The 15439-nt window shown below is 68.8% G+C and carries 15 protein-coding genes; 8 read left to right on the forward strand and 7 right to left on the reverse strand.

Annotation, left to right across the window (positions count from 1 at the left end; translation table 11 throughout):
* The first annotated feature begins 3 nt into the window (after positions 1–3).
* Both E1285_RS07755 and E1285_RS07760 read left to right on the forward strand, forming a co-directional pair.
* On the forward strand, positions 4–639 hold the full coding sequence (locus tag E1285_RS07755; RefSeq protein WP_132149578.1) for a leucine-rich repeat domain-containing protein: 636 nt from the start codon (positions 4–6) through the stop codon (positions 637–639).
* A gap of 543 nt (positions 640–1182) precedes the next feature.
* On the forward strand, positions 1183–1383 hold the full coding sequence (locus tag E1285_RS07760; RefSeq protein WP_132149634.1) for a DUF397 domain-containing protein: 201 nt from the start codon (positions 1183–1185) through the stop codon (positions 1381–1383).
* A 65-nt stretch (positions 1384–1448) separates the two neighbouring features.
* Here the strand turns inward: E1285_RS07760 and E1285_RS07765 are convergent, their stop codons facing one another.
* Positions 1449–2336: a helix-turn-helix transcriptional regulator gene (locus E1285_RS07765; RefSeq protein WP_243722627.1), complete on the reverse strand. Its 888-nt coding sequence runs from the start codon at positions 2334–2336 to the stop codon at positions 1449–1451.
* 481 nt (positions 2337–2817) lie between these two features.
* Here E1285_RS07765 and E1285_RS07770 point away from each other — a divergent pair, with 481 nt between their 5' ends.
* A complete protein-coding gene (locus E1285_RS07770) occupies positions 2818–3441 on the forward strand; it encodes a hypothetical protein (protein WP_243722629.1) in 624 nt (207 codons plus the stop codon).
* A 334-nt stretch (positions 3442–3775) separates the two neighbouring features.
* Positions 3776–5287, forward strand: a complete 1512-nt coding sequence (locus tag E1285_RS07775; protein ID WP_132149584.1) for a DHA2 family efflux MFS transporter permease subunit — start codon at positions 3776–3778, stop codon at positions 5285–5287.
* A gap of 76 nt (positions 5288–5363) precedes the next feature.
* On the opposite strand, the gene E1285_RS07780 is transcribed toward E1285_RS07775, so the two are convergent.
* Both E1285_RS07780 and E1285_RS07785 read right to left on the reverse strand, forming a co-directional pair.
* Positions 5364–6896: an acyl-CoA synthetase gene (locus E1285_RS07780; RefSeq protein ID WP_132149586.1), complete on the reverse strand. Its 1533-nt coding sequence runs from the start codon at positions 6894–6896 to the stop codon at positions 5364–5366.
* 72 nt (positions 6897–6968) lie between these two features.
* Positions 6969–7199 carry a DUF397 domain-containing protein gene (locus tag E1285_RS07785; protein WP_131880646.1) on the reverse strand — a complete coding sequence of 77 codons (231 nt, stop codon included), beginning with the start codon at positions 7197–7199 and terminating at the stop codon, positions 6969–6971.
* Between the two features lie 194 nt (positions 7200–7393).
* Between E1285_RS07785 and E1285_RS07790 the strand changes: the two genes are divergently transcribed.
* A complete protein-coding gene (locus tag E1285_RS07790; RefSeq protein WP_132149588.1) occupies positions 7394–8071 on the forward strand; it encodes an ATP-binding protein in 678 nt (225 codons plus the stop codon).
* On the opposite strand, the gene E1285_RS07795 is transcribed toward E1285_RS07790, so the two are convergent.
* Positions 8004–9437 (reverse strand): trehalose-6-phosphate synthase, encoded by a 1434-nt coding sequence (locus E1285_RS07795; RefSeq protein ID WP_132149590.1) that lies wholly within the window; start codon positions 9435–9437, stop codon positions 8004–8006. The genes E1285_RS07790 and E1285_RS07795 overlap by 68 nt on opposite strands.
* 364 nt (positions 9438–9801) lie before the next feature.
* Here E1285_RS07795 and E1285_RS07800 point away from each other — a divergent pair, with 364 nt between their 5' ends.
* Complete coding sequence (locus tag E1285_RS07800) at positions 9802–10272, forward strand: MarR family transcriptional regulator (protein WP_132149592.1); 471 nt, start codon at positions 9802–9804, stop codon at positions 10270–10272.
* 9 nt (positions 10273–10281) lie between these two features.
* Positions 10282–11394 carry an FAD-binding protein gene (locus E1285_RS07805; RefSeq protein ID WP_132149594.1) on the forward strand — a complete coding sequence of 371 codons (1113 nt, stop codon included), beginning with the start codon at positions 10282–10284 and terminating at the stop codon, positions 11392–11394.
* Between the two features lie 9 nt (positions 11395–11403).
* On the opposite strand, the gene E1285_RS07810 is transcribed toward E1285_RS07805, so the two are convergent.
* The 3 genes from E1285_RS07810 to E1285_RS07820 all read right to left on the reverse strand — a co-directional run bounded on the left by E1285_RS07810 (position 11404) and on the right by E1285_RS07820 (position 14342).
* Positions 11404–11979: an HD domain-containing protein gene (locus E1285_RS07810; protein ID WP_132149596.1), complete on the reverse strand. Its 576-nt coding sequence runs from the start codon at positions 11977–11979 to the stop codon at positions 11404–11406.
* Between the two features lie 108 nt (positions 11980–12087).
* On the reverse strand, positions 12088–13302 hold the full coding sequence (gene fdhA / locus E1285_RS07815; RefSeq protein WP_207946468.1) for a formaldehyde dehydrogenase, glutathione-independent: 1215 nt from the start codon (positions 13300–13302) through the stop codon (positions 12088–12090).
* A gap of 326 nt (positions 13303–13628) precedes the next feature.
* Positions 13629–14342: a DedA family protein gene (locus E1285_RS07820; RefSeq protein WP_132149598.1), complete on the reverse strand. Its 714-nt coding sequence runs from the start codon at positions 14340–14342 to the stop codon at positions 13629–13631.
* A 224-nt stretch (positions 14343–14566) separates the two neighbouring features.
* Here E1285_RS07820 and E1285_RS07825 point away from each other — a divergent pair, with 224 nt between their 5' ends.
* On the forward strand, positions 14567–15382 hold the full coding sequence (locus tag E1285_RS07825; protein ID WP_132149600.1) for an SAM-dependent methyltransferase: 816 nt from the start codon (positions 14567–14569) through the stop codon (positions 15380–15382).
* Positions 15383–15439 lie beyond the last annotated feature (57 nt).

The following is a 15439-nucleotide window of genomic DNA, read 5'->3' on the forward strand; positions in this document are numbered from 1 at the left end:
ACCGTGCTGCCCACACTCGACTCGCTGCGCATGCTAGGGGTAAGCGGCTCGCATCTCGCGGAAGGCATGGAAGGAATCTGCCAAGCGAGCCCGCACCTTCAGAGCCTTGTCGTAAACACATGTGAGTGGGTAGACGATCTCAGGCCACTCGTCGATCTACACCTAACCGGGCTCTACATAGGCGAATGTCGACACGTAGAAGACTTCACTCCGCTCAATTCGCTGACCGAGCTGCGCATTCTGAACCTGTCCGGGAGCCTCATCGAGGATCTCGCGCCGCTGCGGAACCTCTCCGGACTGACGACCCTGTGGTTGAACGACTGTAACGCTCTTACCGATCTTCAGCCGCTCGCCTCATTGTCCAAGCTGAGGGAACTGCACCTCCGGCGTGCTGCGGACGGGCTAGACCTCGCGCCGCTGGCAGGCAACCGCAAGCTCACCGTCTATATCGATCGGGACCAGGACGTCCAGGGGGCCGAGACACTGGGGCGCCGCCTGCACGTCTCGTGGCGCGATCCGTACCCTGCTTCATCCCACTCAAGAGGACCGGAGTCGAGTGCGTGGGCGGCCGATCGTCCACAACTACTCCCCTGCCGCTGCAGCCGCTCCTGCGGCACCTACGCCCGCTCCCATGGCTAGCGGCAACGGGCGCCGCCGAGAAGGCTGTGACTTCGGACGGCTCCCGACGGGTGACGTCGGCGAAACGGCCGCGCATCTCGTGCTCGATGCCTTCCAGTTGGCTGTTCGGCAACATGAGATGCCGGGTGCTCCTTGACGGCCGCCCTGCCGCCCTGACACGCGATGACGACCCGCGGCCGGGACGCGCGTGGCGCGGGGCAGCTCGCCCCGGCCGCGCTGGGGCTTCACCGTGAACCTGCAGCCGCCCCTCGTTCGCACGACCCGCCCTCTTTAAGATGTGCTGACCCCAAACGGCACCCTTGTCCTTTTCGGCCCCTGGGCGTGACTAATTCGTTTCCATTTCGACATCTGGGCGTGACCGATCAGGGGCGCGCCGACCATTCTGATTTCAATATTCTCGGCGCTTAGGGCATCCTGCCCTGCCATCGCCGCTCCGTGAGCAGCATGACCTCTTCCACACGTGGAGCGGTGCACATGTATCTATCCGATCACGGCGCGGCGAGGTCATCAACCATACACCTAGAAGGATTGCCTTCCGTGGCTATGACACCGATGCCGTACTGGCGCAAGAGTTCTCGATGCACAGCCGATGCGAACTGTGTGGAAATCGCGGACTACACACTGGGCGCACGCGCCGTTCGCGACACAAAGACCGGACCGGACGGCCCGGTCTTGACGTTCTCCAGGGACGAGTTCGCCACCTTCGTCGCAAGTATCAAAACAGGCGGCCTTGACCTGCACTGACGCTCGTCGAGCGGTCCCTCACAGGGCAGCCTGAGAGGGACATGCACACCACTGAGGCCATCGGGTCAACTCGCCTGGTCACGCCAGATTTCGTGCGCGATCCGTGATATGTATATTTTCGATTCCTCACTGGAGAGAGATGCCCGCCTCAGCGCTTCCCACGCTCGACCATACCTATCGGTGATAGTGTCATCCTGAACGTCGACCTGCAACTGAAAGCTGTCGACGTAGGCTACATCTGGAAACTGTACATCATAAGCCGGATCGAATTTCAACAATGTGAACGATTCGCCCATGAGCGGCTCGCGATGAATGCTCAGTCGCTGTACGAACAAGTTGACGTTGGGCAACTCAGCCAGCGCCACCAGCGACTTTAGTTGGCGACGCATTATTCCGGAGTCTCCCACCAGACGCAGTAGCACTGATTCGTCTATGACCGCAGAGTAGTCTAGCGGTTGACGTCGCCTGAGCAGTTCTTGCCTGCGCATGCGAACGTCCAGGGTGCGTTTCATCTCGCGCGGCGTGCTGAGTGTGACCGTCCGGCCCGTCTCGATGACACTGAGGGCGTATTCCCGGGTCTGGAGAAGCGCGGGCACGCTGTAAGTGCTGTAGAGGAACGCTTCGCTCGCCTCGTCCTCAAGGGCGACGTAGGCTGCGAACCTTGCCGGCAAGGTGTGCCGGTAGCCGTCCCACCAGCCACGTTGCGTCGCGGCTTGGGCAAGGGCGAGGATTTCTCCCATGTGCCCCTCGTCGACCTCGTACAACTCCAGCAACAGACGTACGTCAGAGACACGAACCCCGATTCGAGCGTTCTCGATGCGGCTGAGTTTGGACGGCGACCATCCGAGGCGGGTGGCGATTTCGTCGGCCGTGGCCGTAGGCCCGAGCCGTTCCCTGAGCCGACGCAATTCCGCCCCGAGGCGACGCTGACGGACCGTCGGTGTCGCTGCCACGATGCCCTCCGAGGTCGATCACCGTTGCGAGCAATCTTCAAGGCTTCTTGCTTTGCAACTTGCAGAGATATCCTACGGCACGTTCGCCGATCACACTAGATCGTCATTAGAGGGCTGACCACCTGTACAAGTCGACAACTCAGCCAAGTGGAATCACTCCCCCATCCTGCCCTGGACGCCACATAGCCGTTTCCCGCTCCTATGCATTTAGCTGTGCATCTTGCATGATCCTTACTGGGTCCGCAAACTAGGACATAACACCCTGGGAGTGGTTGATCAGCCGCACAGGCAAGGCGCGGTTCGGAGGCCCCGCATCCGGATCGGGCGCACGTCAGCAAGGCCCGCGAGGCAATGGCGGTTCGCCGGGTCACCTTCTCGGTCACGGCAAGGGCACGTGGCCGCGCTTCGATGCCCTGCCTCGCAGGCGGGGCGTACCGGCGGAAAGGCGAGATTGGGGGTCGCTCCAATGAGTAGCCAGCCAGTGCACAGGAGCATCCTTGTTACCGACGTCGAGGGGTCGACGGCGGCCATGCGGACGAACCCGATACGGCAGGAGCTGCGGACGCAGGTCTATCGCATGCTCGGCACGGCGATGGACCACGCCGGGATAGACGGCCGCTGGTGCGACCCGTTCGAGGACCGGGGCGACGGAGTTCTCGTCCTGATGCACCCGGTGGACGAACTGCCCAAGACGCTGCTGCTGTCCAGGTTGGTGCCGAAGCTCACACATCTGCTCGTCGAGTACAACGAGGGCCTCCCGGCCGCCGAACGTCCCCGGCTGGGGCTGCGGGTACGGGTCGCCGTGCATGCGGGGGAAGTCCACTGGGACGGGAAGGGCTGCTTCGGGGAGGCCGTCGATCTGGCGTGCCGGCTGGTCGATGCGCAGAAGCTGAAGCAGTGCCTGCGGGAGTCTCCGGCTCCACTGGTCCTCGTGGTGTCGGAAGACATCTACTGGGGGATCGTGCGGCACGGGTACGACGGGATCTGTCCCAGCACCTACCAGCCCGACTTCAGGGTCTCGGTCGGCGGACGGCGGCGCCAGGGGTTCGTGCACGTGCCGTCCGTGCTCCAGCTCGCTGCGGCGCCGGAGGGTCACGTCGCCTAGGCCGGGCGGGCCTCCGTGACGCTGAAGCCTGGCCTTGGGCGGGCGGGTTGTCCGTCTTGGCGGGACACGGGGGTGGCTCCGGTGTCGGGTGCGTCACACCGGGTTGACCTCGAGTGTGGTCGAGGTCCGAGGGTGAGGGCCGGAGAGCAGTGCGGATTCGTCGGAACCGGCTGGAATACTCCCGGAGCCCGCGAGAGTTAACCGTTCGCGGAAGTGTCAGTCGCTGCAGTATTTTGCGGCGGTAACCCCCTGAACCGTGCAACCGGTGCCCGCGTGCCCACACGCGGGCCCTGACGATTGGATGAGTGTTTTGACCGCTCCCGCATCTCCGAAGATGGCGGACGACCCGGAGAAACAACCTGACGCGGGCGGAGGTCTCGACCGCGGCGTGCTGGCGGTGGCCGGTGTCGTGGTCATCGGCGCGATCATGTCCATCCTGGACGTGACCATCGTGCACGTCGCCATCAACGACCTGGCCAGGGAGTTCAACACACCGCTGGCGACGATCCAGTGGGTGGCGACGGGCTACACGCTGGCCCTGGCCACGGTGATTCCGATCACAGGGTGGGCGTCGGCGAGGTTCGGCACCAAGCGGCTGTACATGATCTCGCTGCTGCTGTTCGTGCTCGGCTCGACGGCGGCCGGGTTCGCCTGGTCGGCCGAGTCCCTGATCTTCTTCCGGATCCTGCAGGGCCTCGGCGGCGGAATGATCATGCCCGCCGGTATGACGATCATGACGCAGGCGGCGGGGCCGCAGCGGGTCGGCCAGGTGATGAGCATCATCGGTGTCCCGATGCTGCTCGGCCCCATCACGGGACCGATCCTCGGCGGCTGGCTCGTCGACGATGTGTCGTGGCGGTGGATCTTCTTCGTCAACCTGCCGATCGGCGTCATCGCGCTGGCGCTGGCGGCCAAGATCCTCAAGCCGGACAAGCCGAAGCCGGCCGAGCGGCTCGACTTCATCGGTCTGCTCCTGCTGTCGCCCGGCCTGGCGGCGCTGATCTACGGCGTGGCCAAGGGCTCTGAGAAGACGGACTTCCTGGCGACGGAGCCGCTCGTCTTCACGGTCGTCGGCGCGCTGCTGGTCATCGGGTTCGTGTTCCGGGCACTGAACGCCAAGAGCCCGCTGATCGACCTGCGGCTGCTGAAGCGCCGGTCGGTGGCGGCGGCGTCCGGCACGATGGTGCTGTTCATGGTCGCGTTCATGGGCGCGATGCTCCTGCTGCCGCTGTACTTCCAGACGGTGCGCGGCGAGGGCGCCATGAACGCGGGACTGCTGCTGGCCCCGCAGGGCCTCGGCGCGATGCTCACCATGCCGATCGGCGGCCGGCTCACCGACCGGATCGGGCCCGGACGGGTCGTGCTGGGCGGCATGACCGTCGTGGTGCTGTCCATGGTGGCGTTCGCGACCATCCTGGGGTCCGACACGTCCTACTGGTCGCTCGGCGCGGTGCTGTTCCTGATGGGCCTCGGCATGGGCATGACGATGATGCCGACCATGGCCGCGGCCATCCAGACTCTCGTGCACGACGAGGTACCGCGCGCCAGCACGATGCTGAACATCATCCAGCAGGTGTCGGCGTCCATCGGCACCGCGATGATGACGGTGCTGCTCTCCCGCCAGCTGACGGCCAACCTCGGCGATGGGGCCGGCGGCGAGATCGGCGGCACCGAGGACGTACCGCCCGCGATCATGGAGAAGATCGCCCCCGTGATGGGGGACGCGTTCCAGCACACCTACTGGTACGCGGCCGGGCTGCTCGCCCTGGCGTTCATCCCGGCGCTGCTGCTGCCGCGCAGGAAGCCGGAGACACCGGCATCCGACGTGCCGATGCCCCTGCACTGAGCGAGCCTCAGGCGCGTTTGAGCCCCGGCCGGGATCCCGAGTGACCCCGGCCGGGGTTTCGCGTTCCTGGGCCGTCTCAGGCCGTCGTGGGACGTTCCGCCCAGTACTCGTCCTTCAGCAGCCGCTTGTAGAGCTTGCCGGTGGGATGCCGGGGAAGCTCGGGGCGGAAGTCGACCGAGCGCGGGCACTTGTAGCCGGCGAGCTGCTCGCGGCAGTACGCGATGAGCTCGGCCTCCAGCTCCGGGCCTGCGTCGTCCATGGACAGGGGCTGGACGACGGCCTTCACCGCCTCGCCCATCTCGGCGTCCGGGACGCCGAAGACGGCGACGTCGATGACCTTGGGGTGGACGGCCAGGACGTTCTCGGCCTCCTGCGGGTAGATGTTCACCCCGCCGCTGATGATCATGTAGGCGCGGCGGTCGGTGAGGTAGATGAAGCCGTCCCCGTCCACGTAGCCGACGTCGCCGAGGGTGCTCCAGCCGCGGCCCTTCGGGTCCCGGGACGCGGCGGTCTTGCCGTCGTCGTCGTGGTACTCGAACTCGGGGCCGTTGCCGAAGTAGAGGGTTCCGGGCTCACCGGGCCCCAGCTCGTTGCCCTCTTCGTCGCAGACGTGGACCTCGCCCAGGACGCAGCGTCCGACGGTGCCCTTGTGGGTGAGCCAGTCCTCGGAGTTGGTGTAGACGAAGCAGTTGCCCTCGGTTCCGGCGTAGTACTCGTGCAGAATCGGGCCCCACCACTCGATCATCTGCTCCTTGATGGGGATGGGGCAGGGCGCGGCGGCGTGCACGGCGGCGCGCAGGCTGGACACGTCATAGCGGGCGCGGGTCTCCTCCGGGAGCTTGAGCATCCGGATGAACATGGTCGGCACCCACTGGCTGAGCGTGGCGCCGTACTTCTCGATCGCGGCGAGCGCCTGCTCCGGGTCGAACTTCTCCATCACCACGACCGTCGCGCCGAAGCGGTGCAGGGTGAGGCAGTAGCGCAGCGGCGCGGCGTGGTAGAGCGGCGCCGGGGACAGGTAGACCGAGTCGGCGTCGGGCTGGAAGAGCAGCGAGATCAGCTGGTAGAGCGGCCCCGGCTCGCCCATCGGCGCCTTGGAGAGTGCTGGTTTCACCCCCTTGGGGCGGCCTGTCGTCCCGGACGAGTAGAGCATGTCCACGCCCTCGCACTCGTCCTCGATCGGCGTGGGCGGGTGCTGCGCGACGCGCTCCTCGTAGGAGTCGTAGCCGGGTGCCGTGCCGCCGAGCATGAGGCGCAGCGGCACGTCCGGCGGAAACCGCGCCGCGGTCTCCATCGACGCGCTGGTGATGAAGGCCTTGGCCTCGCAGTTGTCCACGATGTAGGCGAGCTCTTCATGCTGGAGCCGCGTGCTGATGGCGGTGTAGTAGAGCCCGGACCGCTGGGCCGCCCAGGCGATGGCCAGGTACAGCGGATGGTTCTCCAGCATGAAGGCGATGTGGTCCCCCGGACGCAGCCCCTCCGCGTGGAGCAGCTGCGCGAGCCGGTTGGACTCCTCGTTCAGTTCCCGAAAGGTGACGACTCGCCCGGAGCCCGCCATGACGACGGCGGGCTTGTCGGGCGTCTGTGCGGCGATCTGCCCCAGGTGCATGGCCGCACGTTACCGGCAGGCGAGGTGGAATGGAATCCCGTTCGGTTTCAGGTCTCCGGTCATCCGCCCGGGTCAGACGAGCATGTGGTCGAAGTCGCCGTCCTTGGCTCCTCCCACGAAGGCCTCCACCTCCTCGCGCGTGTAGACGAGCACCGCTCCCTCGGGGTCCCGGGAGTTGCGCACGGCGATGTCTCCGCTGGGGAGCTCCGCCATCTCGACGCAGTTACCCGACGGGTTGCTGCGCCGGCTCTTCTGCCAGACGAGCCTGTTGCGCCAGACGTCCGACATCGGTTGGCCGTCCATCGTTGCCCCCTTTAGGCGTCTCGGCCTCCCCGCAGGAAGGCCGCGATCTCGCCCCACCCCACACAATGGTACGAGATGCACGTGCATTCGTTCTTGCATTCGTTCATGCAGACGGTCTTGCATCTGCACGGCTTGGGGAGCAAGATAGCGAACGTTCGCCGGTGACCGACCCCGCACGCCTCTGAGGTTTGACCATGACCGTTGATCAGGCAGACGACGTCGCAGCTCCCGCCGCCATGGGAGGCGGCCGGCCGCGGCACGCCGCAGCCGTTCATCCCTGGCCGGACGCGCCCCCGGCGGCGCACCCCGGCCCGAACAGCACCGCGAACGGCCCCGCGACCGCCCGGGTCGCCGAGCCGGGCCTGGCCGGGCTCTGGCCCGCGCCGCACGCCGGCACGCCGCGCATGGCGCGTCGCGTGTTCCCCGCGGAGATCACCACGCCCCGGTCGGCGCGTGAGTTCACCCAGGCCACGCTGCATGGCTGGGGGCTCGCCGCGGACGTCGACGACATCGTGATCGCGGTGTCGGAGCTGGCGACGAACGCGCTCCGGCACGGCATGGAGGGACTCCCCCAGCCGCTTCCGCTGTGCCCCATCCAGCTCGTCCTGATCGGGCACCCGCGGCGGCTGGTCGTCTCGGTGACCGACCCGGGCGGACGCCCGCCCGAGCCCGTCCCGAGCGACCCGGACCGGTTCGTCGAGGGCGGCCGCGGCCTCCTGGTCGTCGGCGCGGTCAGCGACGCGTGGGGCTGGGCGCGGCTCGCCACCGGCGGCAAGGCCGTCTGGGCCGCCTTCGACCTGCGGGTCAGCCCTCCGTCGCCGCGGGAAGGGGCCGAGCCTGGACGGAGCGCTCCGGACGCTCCAGCTCACTGAGGAACGAGTGGGCCCAGCGGTCCACGTCGTTCTCGATCACGCGGCGGCGCATCGTGCGCATCCGCCGCGCCTGGTCCGCCGGCTCGGCGGCCAGCGCGGACAGCAGCGTGCCCTTCAGGCCGTCGATGTCGTAGGGGTTCACCTGGAACGCGCCCCGCTTGAGCTCGGCCGCGGCACCGGTGAACTCGCTCAGCACCAGCGTCCCGCGAAGGTCCTTGCGGCACGCCACGTACTCCTTGGCGACCAGGTTCATGCCGTCCCGCAGCGGGGTGACCACCATCACGTCCGCCGCCAGGTACAGCGCGGTCAGCTCGTCACGGTCATACGAACTGTGCAAATACGTAATGACCGGAAACCCGATCTCGCCGTACTCCCCGTTGATTCGCCCGACCTGCTGCTCGATGTCCTCCCGGAGCAGCTGGTACTGCTCGACCCGCTCCCGGCTCGGCGTGGCGATCTGCACGAACACGGCCTGCCCGGGCTTGAGGTGACCGTCCTCGAACAACTCCCCGAACGCCTGCAGGCGCTGGGTGATGCCCTTGGTGTAGTCGAGCCGGTCGACACCGAGCAGGACCGTCGCGTCCCCCAGGTCGGTCCGGATCTCCTGTGCGCGCTCCTGGACCTCCTGGCGCCCGACCAGAGCGTCCAGCTCCCCCACGTCCACCGAGATCGGGAACGCGCGTGCCCGCACCACCCGGTCCTCCCAGAAGACGTCCTGCTTCACGTAGCGGGCGTCGAGCAGGCGCCGGCAGAGCCGCACGAAGTTGGCCGCCGCGCCGGGGAGCTGGAAGCCGACGAGGTCGGCGCCGAGCAGCCCCTCCAGGATCTGCCGCCGCCACGGCAGCTGCCAGAACAGCTCCAGCGGCGGGAACGGGATGTGCAGGAAGAAGCCGATGCGCAGGTCGGGGCGAAGCTCGCGCAGCATCCGGGGGACGAGCTGGAGCTGGTAGTCCTGCACCCAGACGATCGCGCCCTCGGAGGCCACCTCCGCCGCGGCGCGCGCGAACCGCTTGTTCACCCGGACATAGGCGTCCCACATCGTCCGGTCGTAGACGGGCGGGGCGATGACGTCGTGGTAGAGCGGCCAGAGCGTGGCGTTCGAGAAGCCCTCGTAGTAGAGCTTGACCTCCTCCGAGGACTGCGTGATGGGGTGGAGCGACATGCCGTCCTCCTCGAACGGCTCCAGCTCCTCGTCCGGCGCGCCCGTCCAGCCGATCCAGGTCCCCTGCCTGCGCCGCATCACCGGGGCGATGGCGCTGACCAGGCCGCCGGGGCTGCGCCGCCATCGTGGCACCCCGTCCGTTCCGACGATCCGGTCGACCGGAAGCCGATTGGCCACCACAACGAACTCACTACCGCGCGACACGTACGACCCGCCTCTCCAGCGAACTCTCAGCGCTCACTCATGCCCAGAAACGGTCATCGGGAACATCTTGTCACTTCGACGCTAAGACCGGAGATCCGCAAAGGGGGATGTCAGGCGGGAGGGGCGGCCCGCAGCGGCGATTGGAGCGGGCCATATTCCTTTCCCGCCAGGTAACCGTTGTTTACCCACGGGTCACGTTCCACGGGCCGGAGGCGAAAATGTTACTCAGATCACACCACCGCCCGGCCGGAATCCGGCCGCCCATCGTCGCGACACGCGGGCGCCGGATGCCCCGGCGGGCTTGATTCAAATTCAGACCATCTAGAAAACTCAAGGCGACTTTCACGCCAACTAGAATCACCGCATGAGCGATGCGGGTGATGCGGGCGACGCCCTGGACCCACGGGAACTGCGCGCCTGGATGGCCTTCCTGGCCGCCGGACATCTGATCGACCACGAGATCGAGCACCAGCTCAAGCGGGACGGCGGGCTCTCCCACCCGGAGTTCGAGGTGCTGGTCAAGCTGGACGGCGCGGACGGGAAACGGCTGCGCATGTCGGACCTGGCGCGCCAGGTCATGGTGTCCAAGAGCAGGCTCACCTACCAGGTCGCCGGACTCGAACGGGCCGGCCTCGTCGAGCGCACCGGCTGCGAGTCGGACCGCCGCTCGGTCTGGGCGCACCTGACCGGCGAGGGCGCCGCCGCACTCGCCAGGGTCCGGCCGGGGCACCGCCGCGTCGTCCGCGAAGCGCTCATCGAGGTACTGACCCCGGAGGAGATCGACCTGCTCGGCGACGCGCTCAGCCGCGTGGCCGGCCGGCTGCGCGAGCCGTAGCCGGCGGACATGCGGGAGGCTGTGGGCATGCGCGACTTCGGCGGGATCGTGGAACGCTCGCCCGCCCGCATGATCCGGCCCGGGTCGGCGAGCGAGGTCGCCGGCGCCGTCCGCGAGGCCGCGGCGCAGGGCGTGGACGTGGTGCCGCGCGGCCTCGGGCACTCGACGTACGGCCAGTCGCTGACCTCGGGCGTGTCGCTCGATATGCGCGGCCTCACCGGCGTGGAGGTCGGCGCCGGCCAGGCGGCCGCCGCGGCGGGGGCCACCTGGCGCGAGGTCCTCGCCGCGACGCTGCCGCACGGACTCACCCCGCCGGTCCTGACCGACTACCTCGACCTGACCGTCGGCGGGACGCTCTCCGCGGGAGGCGTCGGCGGAACGTCGCACGTCCACGGGACGCAGGCCGGCAATGTCGCCTCCCTGGACGTCGTAATGGACGGAGATCCCGTGACCTGCTCCCCCACGGTCCGGCCCGGCCTCTTCGACGCCGTCCGCGGCGGGCGCGGCCGGCACGGCGTCATCACCGGGGCCGCGCTGCGGCTCGTCCCCGCGCCGGAGCGCGTGCTGTGCTGCACCATCCCGTGCCGGGACGCCGAGGACGTGCTGCGCGTCCAGCGGGAGGTACGCGCCGACGACGTCACGTCTCGGGCCCTGCCGTCCGACGACGGATGGCGCTTCGAGGCCAAGGCCGTCCTGTACGGCGACGGGCGCGAGCCACCGCCGGGCACGACCGAGACCGAGGAGCTCTCCTTCTTCGACTTCTGCGACCGCATGCGTCCCGACGTCGAGGAGCTGGTCGCACTCGGCGAGTGGGCGCGGCCGCACCCGTGGGGGATGGTCTTCCTGCCCGCGCCTCGCGCCGCCGCCGTGATCGAGTCCACCCTCGGCGCCATGACGACCGGCGACCTCGGGCTCAGCGGCGTCATCCTGATCAAGGCCCTGCGGATCGGCGGCGTCCCCATGCTCGGCGCCCCCAGGGATCCCGTCCTGTTCAGCGTCCTGCGGACCGCCTCACCGGGCTGCGCCTCCGTCCCGGAGATGCTCGCCGCCAACCGCGCCCTCCTCGACCGCGCCCGCGGGGAGGGCGGTACCCGCTACGCCGTCGACTCGGTCCCCGGGTGACGCCGGCCCTCAGGCCACCGGATAGGCGGACTGGAAGGCCAGGCGCCGGTCGGCTCCGGCGGCGAGGCGGTCGCAGACGTCGTCCAGGCCCATGAAGACCTGCCATTTCGGCTCTCCGGAAGCGGCGGACAGCATGTCCACGACGTGCTGTTCGAGATCCGGAAGGCGCCTGGCCTTCCAGATGTTGTCGGCCAGGCTCACCAGCAGGTCCTCGATGCCGATGTCCGGATCGCCCCAGGACGTGTGCGTGCGCGCGAACCGCGCGAGCCGGTCCTCCACACCGCGCTCGCGCAGCAGGGCGTACCCCGCCGGCTCATGCTCGCCGCCCGGACCGGTCAGCTCGGACGGGTGCAAGGTCTTGCCGACGTCGTGCGTGGCCGCGCCGAACAGGACGGCCTCGCCGTCGACGCCGAGCGCCGGGTGGCGTTCACGGACCCAGGCGACCAGCCCGGCCGCCACGTCGTGGACGGCGCGCAGGTGCGCGGCCAGGCGGGGCGGGGCGTCGAGCTCCTTCAGCAGCAGGGAGACCCGTTCCGGCAGCGGCCGCAGGCCCGGATCGGTCAGCGCGCGGTGGAGGGAGGACATCCCGGCACGGTATCCGGTCACAGGGCGAGGGCGAGGGCGAGGACGTCGGACGGGCAGTGGGCGGCGGGCTCACGGGCACGCCCCGTCCGTGAGCCCGCGCAGCCGGGGTCAGACCCCGGCTCCCACCACGCCGTGCGGGTCGAGGATGTACTTGGTCGCCGCGCCGCGGTCGAACTCGGCGTAGCCCTCGGGCGCCTGGTCGAGCGGGATCGCCGCGGCGTTGACGTTGCTCGCGACGTTCACCCGGTCGTGCAGGATCGCCATCATCAGCTGCCGGTTGTACTTCATCACCGGGCACTGGCCCGTGACGAGGTAATGCGACTTGGCCCAGCCGAGGCCGAGCCGCAGCCCGAGCTGCCCCGCCTTGGCCTTCTCCTCCGGCGCGCCCGGGTCGTCGGTGACGTACAGGCCGGGGATGCCGAGCCCGCCGGCGGCGCGGGTGATGTCCATCAGCGTGTTCAGGACGGTCGCGGGCTGCTCGCCGGCGGACCCCTCGGGACCGTGGCCGCGCGCCTCGAACCCGACGCAGTCGACCGCCGCGTCCACCTCCGGGATGCCGAGGATCTGCTCGATCTGCTCGGGCACGTTGTCGTGCCGGGACAGGTCGATCGTCTCGCAGCCGAACCGGCGGGCCTGCTCCAGCCGCTGCGGGTTCATGTCGCCGACGATCACGACGGCGGCGCCGAGCAGCAGGCAGGCGGTGGCGCAGGCGAGCCCGACCGGGCCCGCGCCCGCGACGTACACGGTCGATCCGGTCGTCACACCCGCCGTGTAGGCACCGTGGTAGCCGGTCGGCAGGATGTCGGACAGCATCGCCAGGTCGGGCAGCTTCGCCATCACGGTGTCGCGGTCGGCGGGGAACTTCAGCAGGTTGAAGTCGGCGTACGGGACGACCGCGTACCGCGCCTGGCCGCCGTGCCAGCCGCCCATGTCGACGTATCCGTACGCGGCTCCCGCGCGGGCCGGGTTGACGTTCTCGCAGACGCCGGTGTGGCGCTCCTTGCAGTTGCGGCAGCGGCCGCAGGCGATGTTGAACGGGACGCTGACGAGGTCGCCCTGCTTGACGAACTCGACGTCCCTGCCGAGTTCGATCACCTCGCCGGTGATCTCGTGGCCGAGCGTGAGCCCGGCGGGCGCGGTCGTCCGGCCGCGCACCATGTGCTGGTCGGATCCGCAGATGTTGGTGGCCAGTACCTTCAGGATTACGCCGTGCTCCAGCTTGCGGCCGTCTTGCTCGGCCAGCACGAGCCGGGGGAAGTCCAGGTCCTCGACCGTGACCTTGCCCGGTCCCTGGTACACGACGCCTCGGTTGGTGTCCGCCACGACCTCTCCCTCCACGTTGAGGATTCGGCTCGCCGGCGCCCTGGGCGAAGGCCCGTGCTCGTCGCCCCGCCCCCGGGCGGCTCGGGTGTGCGCGATGGTACGCCCGGAGCCATACCCCGTCCATGCCCGTTAGTCCGATTTCGGCGCACCCGTTCGCGACGTCCCCGGCGACCATCGCCGGGACCGTCCGCCGGCCGCGGGAGAAGGAGAGCGAGCAGGCCGTCAGGAGCGCCGCCACCGCGAGCAGGACCAGTTCCACGCTCGCGGTGAAGGCACCCAGAACCAACCCCGACGCGGCCCGCACGACGGCACCCGGGCCACGAACGTCAGGCGGTGCCGTCACGCTCGTATTCTCTAGGTCCCGCGTGGTGTTTTCCCGGCGGCCTGCCTCCACCGCGCCGTGCCTTCACGATACGGACGGCGATGAACGCCACGACGGCCAGGACGACCAGGGCGAGCACCCCCTTGGAGTAGGTGCCCATGTACTCCTCGACCTTGTGCCAGTTGTCACCGAGCTGGTACCCGGCGAGGATGAAGATCGTGTTCCACAGCGCGCTCCCGAGCGTCGTGTACAGCAGGAACGTCATCATCGGCATGCGTTCCACCCCGGCGGGGATGGAGATCAGGCTGCGGAAGATCGGGATCATCCGGCCGAAGAACACCGCCTTGGATCCGTGCCGGGCGAACCACGCCTCCGTCCGGTCCAGGTCCTCGATCTTGACCAGGGGCAGCCGCGCCACGAGCGCGCGGATCCGGTCCCGTCCGATCAGCGCTCCGATGCCGTAGAGGGCCAGCGCCCCGACGACGCTCCCTATCGTGGTCCACACGAGCGCGCCCACCAGGCTCATCTTGCCCTGTGCGGCCGTGAACCCGGCCAGCGGCAGGATCACCTCGCTCGGCAGCGGCGGGAACAGGTTCTCCAGCGCGATCGCCAGCCCGGCGCCCGGCGCGCCGAGTTTCTCCATCAGGTCGGTCGCCCAGCCGGCGATGCCGTCGGTGGGCCCGCCTTCGGACGCCGCCGCGTACACAGTTTCGATCATGCCTGAGATATTAGGGATCGTTTGACCTCGTCACTACGAAGAACGACGCATACCCGGGGGCCGAATACCACACTCCGTCCCCTGCGGAAACACACCCTCGGTACGGGGACGGGGACGGGGTGACGCGAAAGCACTCCCCGCCACGGTGAACCAGCTTAATATCGTTAACCCCCGCTCTTACCCGTGCGCATCGCCACGGGCCTGCCCCCCGAAGGAGCCGCCGCGTGGCCGACGACCTCCCAGAGAGCGCGCCTGCCGGCATCGATCCCTCCACTCCGACCTTCGCGCGCGTCTACGACTACTTCCTCGGCGGCAAGGACAACTTCGCCGCCGACCGCGAGGTGGCCGACATGGTGATGCGGCTCGTGCCGGAGGCTCCCGTGGTGGCGCAGGGGAACCGCGTCGCGATCGAGCGGGCGGTGACGTACCTGGCCGCCGAACTCGGCATCGACCAGTTCGTCGACATCGGGTCGGGGCTGCCCACCTCGTCCAACGTGCACCAGTTCGCGCGGGCCGCGAATCCCGCCGCGCGGGTCGTCTACGTCGACAACGACCCGATCGTGCTGGCGCACGGGCGGGCGCTGCTCACCGAGACGGGCGTCGCGGCGTTCATCCAAGGGGATCTCTACGAGCCGGAGAAGATCTTCAGCGATCCGGCGCTGAACAGGATGCTCGACCTGTCGCGCCCGGTGGCGGTGGTGCTGGCCGCGATCATCCACCACGTGCCCGACGAACGGGACCCTGCCGGCGTCGTCCGGGGGCTGCACCCGTTCCTGGCGCCGGGCAGCCACGTCATGCTCACGCACCTGCACGACTCCGGGGACGACCCGCGCGTCGAGGAGGCCAAGGGCATCCTGCAGTCGGGGCTCGGCGGGTCCTACTTCCGCCACTCCTCGGAGATCGAGCGCTTCATGGACGGGCTGACCATCCTCGACCCGGGGGTGACGCACGTGACCGCGTGGCGGCCGGACGCACCCGCGGGACCGCTTGAGCATCCCCTGCACACCCAGATGGTGGCTGTGCTGGGCCGCAAGGACTGACCGGGCGGATTCAGCGGAGAGTGAAACTTGCACCGTCGGGCCGGGCGGCCCGGAAGG

Origin of the sequence: Actinomadura sp. 7K507 (assembly GCF_004348425.1) — a bacterium.
Taxonomy (GTDB): domain Bacteria; phylum Actinomycetota; class Actinomycetes; order Streptosporangiales; family Streptosporangiaceae; genus Spirillospora.